The 21111-nt window shown below is 33.9% G+C and carries 19 protein-coding genes; 7 read left to right on the top strand and 12 right to left on the bottom strand.

The window, feature by feature from the left end; translation table 11 throughout:
• Window positions 1-19: 19 nt before the first annotated feature.
• Window positions 20-1795, bottom strand: coding sequence for an aminopeptidase P family protein (locus HOO91_06135; protein NOU17121.1), 1776 nt, complete (start codon window positions 1793-1795; stop codon window positions 20-22).
• A gap of 280 nt (window positions 1796-2075) precedes the next feature.
• On the opposite strand from HOO91_06135, the gene HOO91_06140 reads away from it, so the two are divergent.
• From HOO91_06140 to HOO91_06150, 3 genes are all read left to right on the top strand, one after another.
• Window positions 2076-2384 (top strand): hypothetical protein, encoded by a 309-nt coding sequence (locus HOO91_06140; protein NOU17122.1) that lies wholly within the window; start codon window positions 2076-2078, stop codon window positions 2382-2384.
• 357 nt (window positions 2385-2741) lie between these two features.
• Window positions 2742-3893, top strand: coding sequence for an iron-containing alcohol dehydrogenase (locus HOO91_06145; GenBank protein NOU17123.1), 1152 nt, complete (start codon window positions 2742-2744; stop codon window positions 3891-3893).
• A gap of 99 nt (window positions 3894-3992) precedes the next feature.
• Window positions 3993-5999, top strand: coding sequence for a hypothetical protein (locus HOO91_06150; protein ID NOU17124.1), 2007 nt, complete (start codon window positions 3993-3995; stop codon window positions 5997-5999).
• 72 nt (window positions 6000-6071) lie between these two features.
• On the opposite strand, the gene HOO91_06155 is transcribed toward HOO91_06150, so the two are convergent.
• From HOO91_06155 to HOO91_06205, 11 genes are all read right to left on the bottom strand, one after another.
• Window positions 6072-6269 (bottom strand): hypothetical protein, encoded by a 198-nt coding sequence (locus HOO91_06155; GenBank protein NOU17125.1) that lies wholly within the window; start codon window positions 6267-6269, stop codon window positions 6072-6074.
• Window positions 6270-6288: 19 nt separating this feature from the next.
• Window positions 6289-7305, bottom strand: coding sequence for a deoxyhypusine synthase (locus HOO91_06160; protein NOU17126.1), 1017 nt, complete (start codon window positions 7303-7305; stop codon window positions 6289-6291).
• Between the two features lie 46 nt (window positions 7306-7351).
• The gene (speB, locus tag HOO91_06165; protein ID NOU17127.1) at window positions 7352-8206 is read right to left on the bottom strand and encodes an agmatinase; all 855 of its coding nucleotides are present in this window, start codon (window positions 8204-8206) and stop codon (window positions 7352-7354) included.
• Between the two features lie 404 nt (window positions 8207-8610).
• Entirely contained in the window at window positions 8611-8916 is a 306-nt protein-coding gene (locus HOO91_06170; protein NOU17128.1) for a hypothetical protein, read from the bottom strand.
• Window positions 8903-9667 (bottom strand): ParA family protein, encoded by a 765-nt coding sequence (locus HOO91_06175; protein ID NOU17129.1) that lies wholly within the window; start codon window positions 9665-9667, stop codon window positions 8903-8905. The genes HOO91_06170 and HOO91_06175 overlap by 14 nt, the downstream gene beginning before the upstream one ends.
• A 501-nt stretch (window positions 9668-10168) precedes the next feature.
• Entirely contained in the window at window positions 10169-11359 is a 1191-nt protein-coding gene (locus HOO91_06180; protein ID NOU17130.1) for a DUF4263 domain-containing protein, read from the bottom strand.
• Window positions 11360-11623: 264 nt separating this feature from the next.
• Complete coding sequence (locus HOO91_06185) at window positions 11624-12121, bottom strand: Spy/CpxP family protein refolding chaperone (GenBank protein NOU17131.1); 498 nt, start codon at window positions 12119-12121, stop codon at window positions 11624-11626.
• A gap of 425 nt (window positions 12122-12546) precedes the next feature.
• The gene (locus HOO91_06190) at window positions 12547-13059 is read right to left on the bottom strand and encodes a periplasmic heavy metal sensor (protein NOU17132.1); all 513 of its coding nucleotides are present in this window, start codon (window positions 13057-13059) and stop codon (window positions 12547-12549) included.
• Complete coding sequence (locus HOO91_06195; protein ID NOU17133.1) at window positions 13056-13517, bottom strand: zf-HC2 domain-containing protein; 462 nt, start codon at window positions 13515-13517, stop codon at window positions 13056-13058. The genes HOO91_06190 and HOO91_06195 overlap by 4 nt, the downstream gene beginning before the upstream one ends.
• A 57-nt stretch (window positions 13518-13574) precedes the next feature.
• On the bottom strand, window positions 13575-14156 hold the full coding sequence (locus HOO91_06200) for a sigma-70 family RNA polymerase sigma factor (protein NOU17134.1): 582 nt from the start codon (window positions 14154-14156) through the stop codon (window positions 13575-13577).
• A gap of 130 nt (window positions 14157-14286) precedes the next feature.
• Window positions 14287-15303, bottom strand: a complete 1017-nt coding sequence (locus HOO91_06205; protein NOU17135.1) for a magnesium transporter CorA family protein — start codon at window positions 15301-15303, stop codon at window positions 14287-14289.
• 1597 nt (window positions 15304-16900) lie between these two features.
• Between HOO91_06205 and HOO91_06210 the strand changes: the two genes are divergently transcribed.
• The 4 genes from HOO91_06210 (at window position 16901) to HOO91_06225 (ending at window position 21102) form a co-directional block, all read left to right on the top strand.
• Window positions 16901-17812 (top strand): carboxypeptidase regulatory-like domain-containing protein, encoded by a 912-nt coding sequence (locus tag HOO91_06210; protein ID NOU17136.1) that lies wholly within the window; start codon window positions 16901-16903, stop codon window positions 17810-17812.
• Window positions 17813-18428: 616 nt separating this feature from the next.
• On the top strand, window positions 18429-19373 hold the full coding sequence (locus HOO91_06215) for a family 16 glycosylhydrolase (GenBank protein ID NOU17137.1): 945 nt from the start codon (window positions 18429-18431) through the stop codon (window positions 19371-19373).
• A gap of 21 nt (window positions 19374-19394) precedes the next feature.
• A complete protein-coding gene (locus HOO91_06220; GenBank protein NOU17138.1) occupies window positions 19395-20252 on the top strand; it encodes a T9SS type A sorting domain-containing protein in 858 nt (285 codons plus the stop codon).
• 103 nt (window positions 20253-20355) lie between these two features.
• Window positions 20356-21102: a glycosyltransferase family 2 protein gene (locus HOO91_06225; protein ID NOU17139.1), complete on the top strand. Its 747-nt coding sequence runs from the start codon at window positions 20356-20358 to the stop codon at window positions 21100-21102.
• Window positions 21103-21111: the final 9 nt, after the last annotated feature.

Consider the following 21111-nt stretch of genomic DNA (forward strand, 5'->3'; position numbering starts at 1 on the left):
AGAGACTTTGCGTTTAGATTTATATCTCCTTTGTTTTTTCCTTCAACCAATCTTTCTGCTCTTTGTTTAGAGATGGCGATAACCTTTCGAAAACCATTCTGTGATAGTTATTCAACCACTCTTTTTCATCGGGCAGTAGCATATCAGCCTTAATGGGTTTTGTGTCGATTGGACAGAGGGTAAGAGTTTCAAATTTCAGGAACTTACCAAACTCGTTTTCAATATCGGGGACGCAAGCTATCAAATTTTCGATTCTTATGCCGTATTTACCTTGTCGATACAATCCTGGCTCATCTGACATCACTTCACCAATTTCTATTGGTAAATGGTTGTCGGGACGAATTTGCATTGGCCCTTCGTGAACGTTCATAAAGCTACCCACACCATGTCCTGTTCCATGTCCGTAGTTGATATTCAATTTCCACATCGCCATACGGGCAAGCGTATCGAGCTGTGAACCCCTTGAGCCTGCTGGAAACTTAATCATGGCTAGCTGAATCGTGCCCTTTAGTACAAGGGTAAAGTCAATCTTCTCTTCCTCTGTAGGATCACTTAGATGGATTGTTCTTGTTATATCGGTTGTTCCATTTCTGTATTGTCCACCGGAATCAATAAGCAAGAAACCTTTGGGTTTAATTTCGTACTCGGTTTCCTTTGTTGCGCTATAGTGTACAATTGCTCCATGATCCGCATACCCAACAATTGATGAAAACGATTCGCTCACAAAATTATTCCTTTTACTCCTGAATTCAGCAAGTTTTTCACCAATAATAGTTTCAGTAATTGTTGTTTTACCCAAATTCAATTCCAACCAGTAGAAGAAATCGACTAAAGCAATCCCATCTTCCACCATTGCATTTCGAAATCCTTCGAGTTCAACGCTGTTTTTATGAGCCTTTATCTCAGTTACAATTCCCGTTGCTTCAATTATCTTTACTTTATCGGGGATTGATGTGTACAAATGGTAGTTTGTTTTAGATGGATCAACTAGTATTACATCGCTCTTATTCAGTTTTCCAATATGTCCATCTATTTTTTCATATGGCAATAATGTAACTCCCTGCTCTTTTAAATGGTTAGCAATATTTTCATCGATTTTTTCAGTATCAATAAAAAGTATTGCTTGTTTTGAATCGATAAAACCATAGCTAAGAACTACAGGGTTATAACTGATATCGTTACCACGAATATTAAAAGTCCAGCAAACCTCATCGAGAGCGCACAATAGGTATGCAGATGCTCCTTTTGTCAGCATTACTTTTCTTATCTCTTCAAGTTTTTCGCTAACGCTTTTCCCAGCATATTTAAGCTCCTGTATAAATGCTTTTCCTAGAGGCATTGCTGCCCTGTTCTCCCAGATTGGTGTGATTAAATCTAAACTGGATTTACATTCAATGCCACTTTTTTGTAATGTGTCAATTATGCTTTTTGCTTGGGTTGTTTGAAATATTTTTCCATCAAAGCCAACATTATCGCCTTTGCTAAGCAGTTTAGTAATCCAAGCCTCAAGCGATGGTGTTTCAGGTAATCCTAGTTTACATAGTTCGATACCAGAATCGGTAAGCTCTTTTTCAGCCTGAAGGAAATATCTTGAATCAGTCCACAGTGCAGCGGTTTTGGTGGTGACAACTACTGTTCCGGCAGAACCAGTGAATCCTGAAAGCCAACTACGTGATTTCCAGTAATCGGGTAAATACTCGCTGATATGGGGATCGCTACTTGGTATAATATATGCGCTAACACTATTTCTTTTCATTAAGCCTCTTAGTTGTTCAAGTTTTGCTTGTGTTTTCATGGTTGGAACGTTATTAGGTAAGCAATTCGCAAATATAATACGATTATTTCCAGAGAATGAAGTTTTTTTGAAATGGCAAAGTTAATTGGGTTGTGTTTATTAGAGGAATTTGATTCGAATCTTAGGATGTAAACATTTACAAGTGTCTAAAAAAGAAAGACAATTGGGAAATATTCAAAAATCATCTAAAATCGTATAGACAAAACCTCCTTTTTCCATTTTATCGTTTAAATTTGCTTATTATTTTTTCGAGTAATCAGTTTAATTAAAACCTTGAAGTATGAAGAGCATTCAGATATCAAAGAATCGGATTAAAGAATTTCTTGCAGAGAAACTTGCAAAAAATGTGCTTCAATCCGAGATAAGTGATTTGGTACTTGTTCTTCGTTTCAATGCATTGGGAGGTTTTGAATTTTTAAGCGATGAGGATTTGCTCGAAAACCTAATTGCGGCTTTTCCTGAACTTGAACTGGTTCACCTTGTTAAAAGCGATGATAATTATCTTTATTTAGGTGTGAAACCTCAGAATAAGGATGAGGAGGATAATATTTTGATTGATATTAAAAAAATCACACAACTTATTATTTAGTGTTTTTTTGTGTTGCTGTTTTGATGCGCTATATCTGGGATAAATTTTAATCCTTTCGTTTTTATTACCTAAATTGTAACTATTCAGCAATAAAAAAATACCTCACGCAAAGCCGCTAAGCCGCAAAGAATATAAGATAGATGAGGAGCAAAGTTAAACTCAATTGAAATATTATGATTAGATCACACCAAATTGAACCTAAAACTTATGCGTAAAGGGAAAAAACTTTTAGTTTTTTCTCCTTAGCGGACTTTGCGACTTTGCGAGAAACTTAAAAGACCGCATAGCCTTTTTAGTTTACAAACTAAATAATTACCAAAATATATACCTGAGTAGTTACCCTAAATTTAATTAGATATGAACAACTTCGATTATTATAATCCGGTAAAGATCCTTTTTGGAGAGGGAAAGATTGATCAACTTTCAAAAGAAATTCCAAAAGATGCAAAAATTTTATTTACATATGGGGGCGGAAGTATTAAGAAAAATGGAGTCTATGACAAGGTTAAATCAGGTTTAAAGGGTTTTAAAGTTTTTGAATTTGGTGGAATTGAACCAAACCCTCATTTCGAAACTTTGATGAAGGCTGTTGACATAGTAAAGACTGAAAAGATAGACTTTCTTCTTGCTGTTGGTGGTGGTTCTGTTTTAGATGGTACAAAGTTTATTGCAGCAGCATCTTTATTTGATGGAGATCCTTGGGATATACTTGAGAAGGGAGCTAAAGTGAATAATGCTCTGCCATTTGGTACCATTCTTACGTTACCGGCAACTGGCTCCGAGATGAATTCCGGTGGGGTTATTACCAAGGCTTCAACTAAGGTGAAATTACCTTTTGGTAGCCCGCTACTTTTCCCAAAATTCTCGATACTTGATCCTACAACAACTTATTCGTTGCCCGCAAAGCAAATTGCTAATGGCATTGTAGATGCTTTTATTCATACAACGGAGCAGTATTTAACGTACCCATCAAATTCACCAATACAGGATAGATTTGCCGAAGGAATTCTTAAAACGCTTATTGAAATTGGACCGCAGGCTATATCTAACCCAGAGGATTATCAAACTCGTGCCAATTTTATGTGGAGCTGTACAATGGCTCTAAATGGACTTATTGGAACAGGCGTGCCTTCGGATTGGGCCACTCATATGATTGGTCATGAGCTTACGGCTTTCTTTGGGTTGGATCATGGTGTTACATTGGCAATAGTTTTACCTGCATTACTTCGTGAGATGAAAGACGATAAGCGTGAAAAACTTCTTCAGTTTGGAAAAAATGTTTGGGGAATTGAATATGGTACTGAGGATAACCGAATTGATGAGGCAATAATTAGAACGGTATCATTCTTTAACTCACTTGGAGTTAAAACTAAACTTTCTGCATACGGGATAACCGTCGATCAGCTTGCTCCAATTTTTGAAAGATTCCAGAGTCGTCAATGGAAACTAGGGGAGCGAAAGAACATTACACCAAATAGAATTGAGGTGATACTAAAAAGTGCGCTATAATTTTTGATACACTTCCTATTCTTTATATTTTTTACTACTTTCGTTAGTGAAACTGTTATTCTTATGCCTTCATTAGAATAATCTCCTAAATCTGATAATATGATAAATGGTAACTTAAGGTATAAAATATTAGCTCCTATTTTCCTTTTCATATGTTTAAATGCGAATTCAGATCCTATTGACTCCTCGGTTTTTAACAATAACTACGAGATGAAAGTGCTTCTTAATTATATTTCCGTTAAGAAGGAGGAACCATTAAAATTATTTATAGCAATTAATTATAATGCAAAATCAGAAGATATAATAGAGAGATTGACTGTGTTTTATATGAATCTTGAGAAGAACGGAATAAGAAGTTTAAATAAGAAGAAGCAAATTAAGGAGATCTATAAAAAAGTACATTCAACCTTCTTTCAAAAATATGTCGAAGAAGTTTATTTCTCAGATATTTTTGCAAATGGTAATTATAATTGTTTAACGGCATCAGCCATATATGCTATGGTTTTCGAGCACTTTGATATTGATTATACGATTAAAAAAGCGCCTGAACATGTTTATCTAATTGCTGATCCAAATGGAGAGCAAATTGTTATTGAAACAACTTTGCCTGCAAATGGACTTTTTGTATATGACGATCGCTATAAGAAGGGTTATGTTGATTACTTAAGTGAGAATAAGTTGATTTCAGAGAATGAGTATAAAACAAAATCAATAGATGAACTTTTTGAACAAAATTATAACCAAAGAACATCAATTAATATATATCAGCTTGCCGCTTTACAGTACTATAATTTTGGAGTAACTTATTACAATTCTTTAAATTATAATGATGCTTTAAAATGCTTTGAAAAGGCGGAAATATTATACGATGATAAATCAATTACTTTTTTGAAAAGCGCTACACTTCAAAATATTCTAAACGAACAAAATAGTAAGAAAAAATACTCGGGTAAAACACTGGCAAGGTATTTAAATGTCAATAAAAAAAGTTCAACCACAATTGATTATGCAGATAACATTTTTAGGGTTGTGTCTAACGAATTAGTTATTAATCATCCGAATGTTAGTGAGTACAAGCAGTATTTTAACGATTTAATAACCTTACTTTCTGATTCAATTAATAAGAATGATTTTTACCATACCTATAATGAATTACTTGGTTATTATTATTATACGAGTTCCGATCTTCAGAAATCTTTATACTATTTTGGTAATGCATATAAGTTTAACTCCGAAAACATTCGTACTAGACAAGCAATAGCTGAAATAGTTAGTAAATACTTGATTTTTGATAATGATTATGAGAATAGAATAGATTCTCTTGATTTGTATATTCAGAAATTCCCTTTTGTCGCTTCAAATAGTATGGTACAACAATTTTTGGTCTATAGTTTTTCAAGGATTATCACCAATAACTTTGAAATGGGTAATATAGGTAAAGGAAAGCATTACCTTGAACGATTTGAAGTCTTTATTAAAGGTAATCTATTTAAAGATGCAAGCAGTGAGCATATTGGAGGGCTTTACAAGTCGATATATTCATATTATTACAGAATTCATAACTACATTAAGGCTGAGGAGTATTTGAAAAGGGGATTGGAATTGGTGCCAAATTCAAATGAATTGCAATCAACTTACACTTACTTCCAATCATCAAAGAAAGAATTATTGGAATGGGCTAGAAAGAATAACTATAGTACTAAGGATGAGTCTATGTCTTTAGACAATGAATCAGTTAGTGTCTTGAATAGTGTAGCAAAAACAAATAGAGAGAGTGTCAACTTTGTTGTCAATAAATATTTGAAAAAGAAACAGTGGAAACTTGAATCAGTCACCGTTGGTGATAAGATTCTTAAGTTTTCTGCGAAGGAGCAAGTAATATTTTCATTTACAACTGACAAAGATGTTAAAATAAAGGATGAAACAACATTGGATTCTGGTACTTGGAGTTATGATAAGAATGAAAGTTTGCTAAAGATTAAAAACAGTAAGGATTTGGGAATAATGTATATTATGATTTACGAGGCAGACAGTACAACAATCAAATCGGTTGTAAACACTGAAAAAGATGCGATTAAGGCGATAACAGTTTTTAAAGGATTTTAATCGAAGCATAATAATACAAAAAAGGCTGCATACATGCAGCCTTTTTTGTATTTAGTTAAATGGTTTAAGCGGTTAATACTTCTTGAAAAAGACTTGAAAGTCCTTCAAGTTGAAATTTTTAGAAAACCCTTCCTCAAGGCTAAAAACCCTGAAGTATGAGGCGTTTTCTTTAACCGGCGGAATGTAATCAAATTCATAGTAAGTATTGATCTTGAATTTCTGATCAACTTCTGCCGATTCTGGCGTTTTAACACATTTACACTTATTCATAGGTTTGGTATAAAGGCTTCTAATCAAAAATCTTTGACCACTCTTTAAAATTACGTTTCTTCCAATCCCCCTTATGGTACAAATAGCTGGCAATTAATGGTAATACGCTTGTAGCCTCGGCATAAACCATTTGTTCGTAAGTTGTATCAACTTTTCCCCATGATGAAGCTTCTTTTAAGGTAGAGCTGGAACAAGCACCATCACGAACATCGGCAACTGTAATTTGTATTGCATATTTATGCATTGGAACTTCATAGCCTAATATCTCGGCGCAGACAACGGTATCCTGTGCAAAATTCTTAGGTACACCGCCACCAATCATAAATAGACCAGTTACATTTGCTTTAACCTTTACCATTGTTAGTTCACGGAAATCTTTTACTGAATCGATTGATACGTGAGCCTTGGGATTTTCTACCTGATGTTTAACTAAACCAAAACCTGCACTGCTATCGCTGAAAGCTGGGCAGAAAATGGGAACATTATGCTCATAACAAACCTGAATTAATGAATCTTTCTTAACAGAATGCTTTACTAAATATTTCCCCATCTCTTTAATAAACTCACGAGAGCTATAAGCTCCAGGTTTCATTCCATCTGCAATAGTTTTGATTGTTCCATCGCAATTCTGTAACTCCTCTTCGTCAATAAATGTATCGTAAATTCTATCGATATATAAATCACGTAGGTGATTGTCGTCTATTGATTGTGATCCTTTGTAGTGTTTAAAACCAAGTGCCTCAAAGAAATCCATATCTACAATTGATGCTCCTGTTGCAACAATAACATCAATCATCTTATTTTTAACCATTTCAACGTATATCTGCATGCAACCACCAGCACTAGTACTACCTGCAAGGGTCAATATATTGGTGCATTCAGAATCGTTTATCATGCGGTTAAAAATATCCGATGCTACAGCAGTGTCTCTTGAGGTGAAAGACATTTCACGCATAGAATCAATAATAGGGGTAGCATCAAAAGATTTAATATCAATGTGCTTAATTGTATCCTTCAGCAGATCCTTTTTCTCCATTATGTCAAATTATTTTTTGCAAAAATAGCTAAATAGTTTTAAAAATTTACCTTACTGAATTTCTGAATTTATACGAGAGAAGCTTATAAATAAGTTTCGTTGCAAGGAAATCTGATGAACGTTCTTTTGGATTAGGGCAAAGCTCAACCACATCAAAACCCACTAAATTCTTACGTTCTATCAGTTTTTTAAGGAATTGAAGGGTTGGATACCATTGCAATCCCCCCGGCTCAGGAGTGCCTGTTGATGGCATAATTGATGGGTCGAAGCCATCGAGATCAATGGTTAAATAGACATTATCAGTTAAAAGATCAATTGCTTGATCCATCCAATCATCAGAATTTACAATTTTATGAGCCCAAAAAACCCTACTTGGATCTAAATTTTCCTTTTCACCAACATCCATACTACGAATACCAACCTGCACAATAGGGCAAATTTCTTTGGCGCGAGCCATTATACAAGCGTGATTGTTTTTGCTGCCTTCATAGCTTGAACGAAGGTCGGTATGTGCATCAATTTGAAGTACGCTTAGGTTAGAGAATTTTTTAGCATGTGCTTGAATTACCCCAATGCTTATTGAATGTTCGCCCCCTAATGTGACTAAAAATTTTTCTTTTTCAAGGAGTGATTCTGCTTTCTTTCGAACGGCTTCCACCATTGCCTCTGGGCTTTTGTTGACTTTTACTGCTGGTGCGGTATAGATACCAATTTTATAAACTTCACTATCGGTTTCGATATCGTAGAGTTCCATATTGGCCGAAGCTTCAAGCAGGGCCTCGGGCCCTTTATCTGCCCCTTTAATCCACGTGCTGGTGCCATCATAGGGAACAGGTAGTATTGCTACTTTTGCGGTTGATTCTTCGGTAAATTGCTTGGGTAAATCGCCGTAGTTATACATCTATGTTATTTGTTTAAGTTGGGTTTTATTGAGATACAATAATATACTGCTTCTGGAATTCAATTGTTTTGATTTTTCAACCATAAACACATCTTCCTCCAAATAAGTTGCAATTATAGAATATTTTTTTCTGAAAGGAATATGGTTGGGTGATTTTTAGACTTGGGTGTTGGAAAGTGATAATGGATTGATTAATATTTATAGTTCTATGGAAATTCTTACTTTACCACCATGACCTTTCTCTACAAATTCCAATAATGTACTTAAAGAGATGTTGCTATCATCATTCTCTACACGAGAGATATAAGTTCTCTTCTTTTCAATTATTTTTGTAAGATCTTCCTGCTATATACCACAACGTTTCTGCGGTAAAATTGTCTGTTAAAATAAAAAACAAAAAAACATTATTTCTTGGTATGTTCCTTCATTGCCTGATTAAGCTGTGCAGATTTAATACTCAAATAGTACATTAGTGCATTATTAATTAGCTCATCTTGATCGATTTTTAAATAGTCTGATAAAATTTTAATTCGTTTTAAAACTCTTGGATCTATCTGAAAGCTACCATTTGTTGAATTTTCAACCTTACCACTTTGGGTATTAACTTTTGTAATTTCTAAGGGTTTTTCAGGTTCAGCTTCCTTTATAAAATGAGTATTAGAAAGAAGTGCTTTCTGAATATCGTCAATTGTAAGTTTATTTCTTGCCATATTTATTAATCAATTCGTTTGCAAAATCCATGTAATCCTCAGCTCCCCTGCTCTTAGGGGCATACTCAAATATAGACTGCTTAAAGGCACCCGATTCCATTAAAGAAATATCCTGACGGATATATGTGCTAAACAGTTTGTCTTTAAAATGTTCATTGATCGTTAAGTTTGTAATTACAGCCTGACTAAACTTTGTACGAGTAGCCAATTTTACAAAAAGAATACCTGCAAGCTGCAATGAAGGGTTCATGCGTTTTTGAATCTTTTCGGATACAGACATAATTCTATCAAGACCAATAAATGCAAAATTTTCAGCCTGCATTGGCACAATAAAATAATCGGCTGCTACCAGCGAGTTTATTGATAAAGTCCCTAAGCTTGGTGGACAATCAATTAGAATATAATCATATTCATCCAAAATTTTCTCGAGTTTCTCTTTGAGTATGTACTCTCTACCAGGCTCACTGCTTATTAAAAATTCTGCTTCGAGAAGTTTATCGGAAGCGGGGAGTAAAAATATCTCTTCATGTTGTTTTACTGATTGATTTACTGAGCATTTGCCGAGAAATAAATCACATATAGTGTTCTCTGCACCCCATAATCCTAATGCGGATGTTAGATTACATTGGCTATCCAGATCAATAAGTAAAACTCTTTTTTTCTTTTTGGCTAACGCAGTTCCTAAATTAAGGACAGTAGTAGTTTTTCCTGTACCGCCCTTATTATTGAGAATAGAAAAGATTTTTGCCATAGAATCTTCTAATACAATTTAAGGTAATATAATAAAAAATTAAACAAGAAATTAACTGAGCTAATTTAATGAAAACAAGAATACAAATTTAGCATTTGTTGAGAACACCCGGGATTCACATAGTAAAAACCAATCCACTAATTGCGATACAGCACATTAGTCAACATAAAGAACTTGAGAACGAGTATTTAAGGAATTTTGTAGGGCACGTATTTAGTCATTTTGGAGAACTTAATACATTTAGAAATTACACTGATCATACTTGATAATTTTACTATGCAAGTGGGGAATCATGGGCGATGAACTGATGGGGATTGTTTTTAGAATGTTGAATAACTACCGATTAAAGAACGAGCGCTATTGTTTGAACGGTTGCTTCTAAATTGTCGGTTGGGAGCAAAGAACCGATTCTTTATCCTCCGATAAAAAGCAAACTAAGTTACTAAAAACATTGATATCAGCATATCAGCTCGTCTGAAATTTAGCGTGTGTTAGCGGCTATTATTTAAATTTTTCTAAAGTATTTTCTAGTCTTTTTATCAAATCATCATAAGTGATAATGTCCATAACATTGGCATATTTTCTCTTTATAATTTCTAAATCAAATAATTGACGTTTATGTAAATTATTGTCACGACCTAAAATTACAATGCCCTTTGGATTAGTTATTTGAATCTTCAAATTATTCGGTAACTCCGATTCATATTTAGTTGATAATTCTCTTTCTCCTTTTACTCCCCATTTATTTAAATGAAATAAATATTTTTCAACTTGCATTATTGTCCCTGATAATTCTTTTAAAGGAGTATAGTTATCTCGATAAGTATTAGATGTAATAACGCAATTGTCAAAAGGCTTCTTAATCTCAATAACATCAACATTTCCATTCGAATCAACTAACATTAAGTCAATATATCGGTTAGTAGTTTGTTCAATTTTAGTGTAAAAGTCTTTAATCATTACGTTTGAAAAACATCGAATATATTTTGGATAAAGTATCAAAATGATTTCCAATATTTGTGTTTGCCAATCACTCTCTGAATAACTATCGCTATTTTTAAGCATTTCTTTAAGAGTCTCGAGAATGAAAGTATATTTATCTAATTCATAACTTTTAATTGATGGTATTGTGCTTGTATTCGCAATTTTATTTCTTTTCTCTAGATATTTTTCAAAAGCTTTACCTGAATCTTTCACACCGTTTAAATATTGTGAAATTACATTGGTTATTCTGGAATCGGCATAATAGTTTAACTCAGTGTTTGTCGGGAATGAATTTATTACACGTTTAAATTCTGGTTCAGGGATCGCATTTTCTAATTCTCCACCAATAACTATTTGTTGTTTTGCAAGTTTTTCAAATTTTGACAATATTGAAACATTCTTGTTTACTATAAAATATTTGGTTGTTATTGAACAATTGATGTGGAACAATACATCATTGTCTGTCATAAGAATTTCCTTATATATTTTATAATAATCTCCTTCAGCATTTCCAATGATAAATTGCTTATTGTCATTATCAGATAAATTCTCTTCAGTTTGTACCAAATTCTCTTTGGATAGGCTAAATGTCCTTTTTATCGATATTTCTTCATCTTTATCAAAATCTTCATCAATCCAATCTGTTCCGTTATCTGGAGAATATTCTAATAAAATCTTATCTCCTTCCTTGTAAATAATTAATGACATAATTCAATTGTTAATTTCATTATAATTGCCTAACTCGTTTATAACCCAACCTTCTTTTGGGTTTATATATCAAAGTTAAATCTATTTTTTACATTTTATTAGAGGAGGTTTTAATTTTCTTGTTCGCTATTTGGAGTTAAGCGTTCCGAACTCTCCAAGAGTTCGGAACTCAATAAAGACAAATAAAAAAGGCCTTTGATTGCCAAAGACCTTTTCATCTTTTCCTTAAATGTTGGGCTATTTAATTCATTTGAAGGAATTTAATTATTTATGCATTTCTTGCATCATTTCATGATCTCTTTCCATGCGTTCCATGCCGGGATGTCTCATATGACCCCCTTTACCTCTCATCTCACGATGTGAGTTAAAGAATACTTTTTGCTCATCGGTTAAAAGGGAAGCAACATCCAACCTGTGATTAACCTTCATTTTCACAATCTTTCCTTGTAAAGTAGTTATCTCGTCAATGGTTTTATTGATAGCATCCCTGTCAACTTTTTCCATCGATTCTAGAGTTTTGAGGTGTGCTCTCTTCTCGTCAAGTTCATTCCTTAAAGGGGTTACCTCTTTGAGGTGTTTTGTCCTTAAGGTTTCAATTTTTGTTTTCTGATCGGCAGTTAGATTAGGAATCCGATGATCAATTCTTGCCGAATCCCTAAATTCTCTTGGTCCTCGTTGGGCGTAAGAATTTAAAGAGAATGATGTAATTAATACTGAAACCAACAGTACTAATAAACTTTTTGTAACAACTGTCTTTTTCATGTGTTTAAATTTTAATGTTAATTATATGACTATCCGTAATCATTACTATTCAAAATCAAACTACCAGTCATTTCTGCGAAAGCAGGAATCTATCCCTTTGATTAGATTCCGGGTCTTCGCCCGGAATGACAATGGATTGTGTTTTGCCTATTGGTATAAGAACGGATATGCGTATAATGATTGCTCTTGTTTGCTAGTGCTAAGTGTTTTGCATTCACTTAGGCTTGAATTGCGAATTCGCTGTTTTTTAGTTACTTTAATAGATTAGAAAAACACACGAAAAATCAACCTAATTTACCCCTATCCCTAAAGGGTGTAGGTTGATTTTTCTGCTTTCTCCCTTTGGGGTAAGGGGTGAAAAAGCAGAAAAATTAATTATAAAGTTAATCTATCAAAGTACAATTAATTAAAAATATCTACTCAATTTACTCCCTGCGTCTGCCTTCCCTATTACGATTTCTTTCACGTTCATTACGCTCATGCCTTTCCATGCGTTGAACTAATTTTTTGAAATTCATTTGCTGAGAGGTATTGCATTTGCTTCTAATTTCAAGGAGATGATCAATCATAACGTGCTTTTGCTCCTCCTGAAGTTTTCCAAATTTTGTTGCCAAATCTTTCAATTTGTCAATATCAGGTTTTTCTGATGTTATTTCGTCCATGATATTTTTGGAAATAACCCTTGATTCGTGCATTAATCGATCCGATTCTTTGTGAAAATTATGTCTTAAAGAATCGAATTGAATAATCTGCTCAGGTGTGAGCTGGAGCTGCTTTGCCACATATCTTCCCATTTGATTATTCTCTCGGGGTCTTTCTCTATACTCTCGCTCGAATCGGAAGAAATGGTAGCCCATAGTTCCAACAATGGCAAGAATAATGGCAGATTGAACTATAATAACAGCTACTAAGAATTTTGTTTTGCTAAAAAAGTTCATGGCTTTATGGGTGATTCGTTTGTAATAGTAACCAACTTGTATGGGTTGTTCTCAACCTCGGGCATATACTCATCCGCAAGTTGTTGATCCCATGTTTGTATTGTTGATGATAATTCGGTATAGCTGTTTTTATTATACAGTGTACCGATTAAAATCCCCAGTGCAATTCCCGCCGCAGCAAGGCTTACAATGGTTAGATATCTCAAAGATGCTCCTGCATTTGAGTTGCTTACTCGCTTGTTATCTATTTTAGCAAGAATTTTTGCTGACAAAAAGGGATTGCATTTGAATTCTGATTTCTCCAATTCTATTAAGTTGTAGGCATTCGATAGTTTATCCAAGGCCTCTCTGCAACCCTTACACCCATTTAAATGGTTGTTTAGCTCATTAGCCAACTCCTGATGGAGTTTTCCATCGAGAAGTAAAATAATTTGCTTTTGATAATCCTTGCAGCTCATATTCTGGCTATTTATTAGTTTGACAATTATCTTTATAAAAACTTGTGTCTTGTGGCATTATTTTTTATAGTAATTCGAAAGTAATTCTTGTAAGTTGACTTTTGCTCGGAATAGTAGCGATTCAACTGATGATATCGATAAATCCATTACTTCAGCAATTTCCTTGTATGATAAATCCTGATATTTACTTAGGATAAAAGCAATCTTTTGGTTTTTTGGGAGTTTATTAATTGCTGTTTTAAGCGTTTTATGTAACTCTGTTGTGTTTATTTTTCTATCGGCTTCATCTGAAATGCCTTGATCGGCTATTTCCAAGTTTTGAGGTTTGTCAGAACTTTCGAATATCGAGGCAAAGCTGCTAAAAATGTTTTCCCTTTTCTTCTTCCTAATATGGTTTAACGATTTATTTACTGCAATCCTATAAATCCATGTTGATAGTTTCGATTCGTGTCTAAATTCAGGTAGTGATTCAAAAAGTTCAATAAAAACCTCTTGAGTTAAATCTTCGGCATCAGCGTAATTGTTTACAAAACCTCTACACGTATTCACAACCAATTTCTGGTATTTATCCACGAGCAATGCGAATGCATTATGATCGTTGTGTTGGGTGATTTGTAGTATTAACTCCTGATCGCTCATTCCTGTTTTTTAAACGACTACTTTTACTTTTGACACATCTTTTAACCAATACTTGCGAATGCGTAGTAAAAAAGTGTTAAACAAGTAAACTCCTGACTTCTGTCTTCGGACTTCCATCTTCGGTCTTCTATCAATATCTTGCTTTATCCCTGCGCTCGAGCCATTTAATAAACATATAGTTGAGCGCGCCAATTATGATCATTCCTAGAAGGAAAAAAGGGTAGGAGAGTCGCCAGTTTTCGGGGTTGGTCATCATTGACCATTCGGACATGCCACCAATGCCTGCAAGTAGTGTTAGTGGCATAAAGATGGTTGATATCAATGTGAGGCGGCGAACGGATAAGTTTGTTTGGTTTGCACTTTTAGTTAGCCTGTTGTTCATCATGGAGACGTTCATTTCCAAAAGGCTCGAAACAATTTCACGGTAGGTTTCTGTTAGTTCAAAGAATTTTGATAGATGGTCGTATATATCACGGAAGTGATATATTGCACTATCGGAGATAAATGGGCAATCTTTTCGGCAAATCTTTACAAGTATTTCCCTTTCGTGGAAAAGGCTTTTGCGCAGGGTTAATAGGTGACGGCGCAACCGAATGGTTTCCGATGGGACAAAGGTTGCAGGGTCGTTAATGAGGTTTTCTTCTGCAGCATCGAGTTCTTCTTCCAGCGATTCAATGGCAACAAACATTTTATCTACTACGTGATCGAGGATGATTTGTAGTAAGTGGGATGGGCCAAGTTTGGCTTGGTTTATCTCCCTTTCAACCAATTTTTCTATTCCGATTAACGGGTTTCTGCCGTTTGAGTTGTATCCGCTAACTGTTATTAGGTAGTTTTTACCAATAATAAAGTCCACCTCATCAACCCAAAGTTCCCTTTCGATGTAGGAGTAGGAGTTAAAGATGATGAAGGTGTTGTTTGGGTATTCCTCAATTTTTGGGACTAGGTTTTCGTCGGTGCAATCCTCAACGGTGAGGGGGTGCAAGTCAAGGGGTTCAATAAGTGTAGTTAGCTCTTCGCGGGTTGGTTTGTAATAGTCTAACCAGTAGAATTCACCGTTTTTGTGGTTTGTGAATACTTCGCTGGCTGTGTTTAGGGTAGTTATTTTTCCTTTTGTGTTTATTGAGTAGAATCGACTTTGGGACATATGGTTGAGTTTAAGATGTTCTGTGGTTAAATACGGTTGCAATATACAAAAGAATGGGGGAAATGAGGTTTGTTTATCTCTGAGGAGGTTGTTGTTGGTTGTGGGGGAAGAGTATCGCAAAATGCGATAGTGGTTGGATGGGTTGGTTTGAATAGACTCACCGCCTAACCCCCTCTCTATTTTGCAATAAATAGTGAGTATTTGAAAATTGATAGGTTTTACTAATTACGAACGGTAGGATAGAGAGGGGAGAAAGATGGTGATTTAGCTAGATTGTTGGTTGCTTGGTTTCCTTCCCTCTTAGGTTCGCCATATTTTCAGGACGCTTGCTGTTTAAACAATGATTTTTGGGAATGGATTAAGGCTGGGAAGGAGGGGAGAGTGAAAGGTGTTTTGTTTTTTAGGGTTTCGTTGTTGGTGGTTGTGGCTTGGGTGTATGGAGAGATTATCGCAAAATGCGATAGTGGTTGGTTGGGTGGGTTGAAAGGACTCACCCCCTAACCCCCTCTCTATCTTGCAATAAATAGTGAGTGTTTGAAAATTGATGGGTTTTACTGTTTACAAACGGTAGGATAGAGAGGGGGGAAAGATGGTGATTTAGCTAGATTGTTGGTTGTTTGGTTCTCTTCCCTCTCAGGCTCGCCATATCTTAAGGCCGCCCGCTGATAAAACAGTGATTTTGGGTGATGGATTAGGGTTGGTACGGAGGGAAGAGTGAAATGTGTTTTGTTTTTGTTTCTTAGGCTTTCGCTTTTGGTGATTGTGGATTTGGGATGCACGATAAGGCTATTGCAAAATGCGATTATTGAGATGCAATGGGGTTTTGTTTTGACGCGGTTGACGATTGTTGTTTCGCAATAGGGTTTTGTGTTGTTGCAATTCACGATTGATTATGTGCAAAGAGGTTTTGTTGTTATTCAAATTGGTTTTGTTGGTCTGCAAAGAGTTTTTGATGTTCTGCAAAGAGTTTTTGATGTTCTGCAAAGTGGTTTTGATTGTCTTCAAAGAGGTTTTGATAACGTGCAATGGTATTTTGATTGACTGCAAAGTGGTTTTGATGGTTTGCAAAGTGGTTTTGATGGTTTGCAAATAGGTTTTGATTGGCTGCAATTGGATTTTGCTCTATTGCATTGGGATTTTGCCTTGTTTCATGCAAATATTACTGCGGTGCTATGGTCTGAAAAGCTGCAGAGCAGCTAAATATTTGTAGTGTGTGATTAATGAAACGAAATCGGAGCTGCAGAGCAGCGAAATATTATTAATCGTTCTAAGATAGATACCATTCAAAATATTATCGGATAACGATGTTTGGTTCTAAAAACATTGTATGATTATCCGTTTTATTAATTGTTTTATTGATGTTTTTAACGGGCTGAAAGACCAATTTAATCTAACCTTTCAGGGCGAATATAAAAATATACGTAATACCCAAGGCTACACTTCGCATGCTATTGATTAAGATAATATGGACTTACAACCCGTTAGGGTATATAAAGGACAACTGTAAAATAATGTTAAAATTTATCTACGAATTGATTTTTGGTATACAATTTGAAATAAGGGTTCTCGCAATTATTAACTTTTTAAATTAAATCGAATGAACATTCTTCAAAAAGTAAAACTTACCATGTACATGGTTGTTAAGGATTTTTTGAGGCTTAATGCAACCATTGTGGAGAACCTACCGAATTACAAGACGAATGCCACCGTACTAGATGGCAATATCCTCAAGATTCAGGGGGCTGCCGAGCTACAGGCGTTTAAAAAAACGGGGATTGCTGATGAGAAAAATCAGCTGCGAGCCTCGTTGATTGCACAAGCGGAAGATTTTTCGCTTAAATTGGTTGCTTATGCTGCCAATGTAGGGAATATGATACTACTTAAGGAGGTAAAGTACACGAAAAGTGAGATGATCCGTGCTGCGGATGCCGATTTGAAAAACATGGCACAGTGCATCTATAACCGTGCTCATGAGAATATTGACGCATTAGCTGCTTATGGGATTGCCGAGAGGATGGTTACCATGTTCCTTAATACGATAAATTCGTTTAACGAGGCAATTCCAACGGTTCGTGAAGGGGCTATGAGTAAGAAGCTTTATACAACGCAGCTGGAGGATTTGTACAAAGAAATGGATGCTGCGCTAAGCAATATTGATAGGATTGTTGAGATAGTTCGGTTATCGCACCCCGATTTTTATAGAGGTTACCAGAATAGCCGATTGGTTATTAAGAGAAGTGGTGGTTCGGTTGCGCTAAAGGGTGTGGTTACGGATGCCTCAAGTCATGAACCTTTAAGGGGTGTAACGCTTATTATTGCCCCAGTTGATGGTAATGGTGCAGCTATTGTAAAGAAAACCGCTGATAAGGGTGGTTTTATGGTTAAATCGTTATCAGAGGGGGTTTATAATGTAACCGTATCGAAGAGTGGCTATAAGGATCAGGTGGTAACTGTAGCTATTACGAATGGGGAGCTGAGCGTTTTGAATGTTGAGATGAATAAGAATTAGAAAAGAAGAGGGTGTCTCGGATTTTGAGATGTCCTCAATGTTATTAGTATAGTGAACCCTGCGAAGGCAGGGTTTTCTATTTGAATATTATATGGCAAGGCTTTAAAAGAATTTCAATAGTTATATGACTTGTACGAATGGAGTTCAATGAAATAACGATTGTTTACTCAATTAATCTTTTCGCTAAAGTAGTGTATTAATTATTTTATCGGATTAAAAATCAAAATTTATTGTCACATATTTCATTATATAGATTTATTTCATTAAATTTGATACAATTAGTATGTTTTAATTGTAAATGTTAATTTAAAATAATTAATAATCTATTTAAGGTGCAACTAATATTAAAATAAAATTTATTATAGTATCAGTATTTTATATGTTTTTTGTAATAAAATATGTGCATTTGATTATTATTAGGTTATTAGTTAATATGAAAAATAGAACTTTATTTAAACAAAAAAAGGCTAAATATTTCTTTAGTAGGATATTAAAATATAGATTACCACTTATCCTTAAAAAATTCATATTACACTATAGTTTTATGAATAAATCACCTCCACTATTTTGTTGTTTGTTAGAGTTAATCATAATATAAACTTAAAATTTTATTATAATGAAACAAATCCTTATTTTTTTATTGATAATTATTTCAAATATAGTGAAATCACAGACACCAGATAACGATCCTCATTTTGTATTAGACACATACGATAACTTCAATTCCCTTAACTCGAGTTTATGGAATAGTGTACCAAATGGAACTTGGGGACTTGAAACTTTTAATGCAAATAATGTCACTGCAACAGGCGGTGTTCTAACCCTTAAATGCGAAAAGATAAATGGTAACTATATTTCAGGAGGAATTGAAACTGTAAATAAAAAAACTTTTTCTTACGGATATTATGAGATTTATAGTCAGATACCCAAGGGTATGGGTTATTGGGGTGGTTTCTGGTTTCATATGGGAAGTAGTACATGTGCAAGACATGAAATTGATGTTTTAGAACCAAATGGTTGTGATTGTTCAATTGGAACTCAATTTCATTGTGGTCTAGGAAATTATAATACATCTTGCTATGGAGGATTTTTAGCTGAAACTGTAACAGGGTTAAATGATTTGACATTGGATTATAACAAATATTCCTTACAATGGACACCAAGTCTAGTTAAAATTTCAGTAAATGATAATTTAGTAAAAGAGTTTTCAGACCCTAAAATTGTATCAGATAACCCTATGTATATGTTTTTGACTTTCCAAATTGATCCGAATTGTACACCAAATAGTTCAACAGTTTTTCCCGCTTTTTGGAAATATAAATCTTTTAAATATTATAAATTAAAAACAGATTGTTCTAATGGTATTGTATCTAGTAATTTTGATTTTATAAATCATGAATACAAAGTACAGAAGTATTATTCATTGAGTAGTTCAACCATTCCAAGTAATTCAAGTATTATTCTTCGAGCTACTGACTATATTGAGTTGGATGAAGATTTTATAGTACCTTATGGAAGCGAATTTACAGCAATCACCCATTGTTTAACATGTCCTCAATAATAATTCTAATAACTTATAAAAATGAAAAAAATAATAAACTTTACCTTGATTTTAGGTATACTTTTTTTTGCCAATACAAACTATACATATTCTCAACTAAAAGTCCTAAGTAATGGAAGTGTTGAAATTAACTCATACGCACTTGATTATGGACGAGCTGTCAGAACTACAGTACATAATCCAAATGCTTGTGCTTACCACTTAACATATAATGGAGTTGATAAATTTTATGTTTCAGCATCAGGTTTTTTATGGTGTTCTCAGGGAGGATATTTTGGCTCTGATTTAAAATTAAAGCAAAACATCAATAAGATAAATTCTCCTTTATCTCTAGTTATGAAATTGAATGGAATCCAATTTGATTATAAAGAGGATAAAGGTGTGAAAAAAGAAAAAGGTCAAAGACTTGGATTTATCGCTCAAGATATTGAAAAGATTTTACCGGGTATTGTAAAAACTATGCCAGATAGTACAAAAGGTATTGCTTATACTGACTTAACGGCTTTGCTTGTTGAAGCTATTAAAGAACAACAGAATCAAATTGACGAACTAAAAAAATTAATAAACATTTCTTATTCTCAAAAACAAATAATTGAAGAATCAAATGAATCTAATGATTTACCGAATCTTAAACAGAATTCACCTAACCCTTTTAATAAGATTACTAAAATAGGCTATTTTTTGCCTGAAACTATTAAAAAAGCATCGCTTTTTATATATGACATGAACGGTAAACAAATTAAAAATATGCCTATATATGAAAGAGGAAATGGATATATTACCATTAATGAATCTGACTTGCAACCTGGCATCTATATTTATTCATTAATTGTAGATGATAAAGAAGTAGATACAAAGAAAATGATTTTGACAAATTAACATTTATAAAAGCAAGCAATTTTAATTATTGCTTGCTTTTATTAGTTTTGTCATAAATACACATTTGAGTTTAACGCTTAATTTATAATTTATTTATTCAAAAATGATTAATAATAAGATTATTACAGTTGTACTTCCTGCATATAATGCATCAAAAACGTTGGAGATCACTTATTCTGAAATTCCATTTGATATTGTAGATAATGTTATACTCGTTGATGATTGTAGTAAAGATAATACACATGAAATTGCTGAAAGGTTAAATATTCAGCATGTTATAATACATGAGGAGAATAAAGGTTATGGTGGAAATCAAAAGACATGTTATAATAAGGCATTAGAATTAAATAGTGATATTGTTATTATGCTTCATCCTGATTACCAATACACACCTAGGTTAATTCATTCTATGGCGTTTTTAATAGCAAACGATTTGTACGATGTTGTTTTTGGATCACGTATTTTAGGTAAAGGAGCATTGAAAGGTGGAATGCCAATTTATAAATATATAGCAAATCGTATTCTTACATTTATTCAGAATCTGTTAATGAATCAAAAACTATCTGAATACCATACGGGTTATAGAGCGTTTTCACGCAAAGTTTTAGAATCTATAAATTATCAAAATAATTCTGATGATTTTATTTTTGATAATGAAATAATTGCTCAAATATTTTTTCAAGGCTATGATATTGCAGAAATTACATGTCCAACAAAATATTCTGAGGGCTCATCATCAATTAACTTATCTCGGAGTATTAAATATGGATTTGGTGTTCTTCGTGTATCTTTCTTGTATTTTTTTCAGAAAAAGAAGTTGTTTAAAATTAAACTATTTACATCCAAATGATTTTTCAGT

It is taken from the genome of Bacteroidales bacterium (assembly GCA_013141385.1).
Taxonomy (GTDB): domain Bacteria; phylum Bacteroidota; class Bacteroidia; order Bacteroidales; family Tenuifilaceae; genus UBA8529.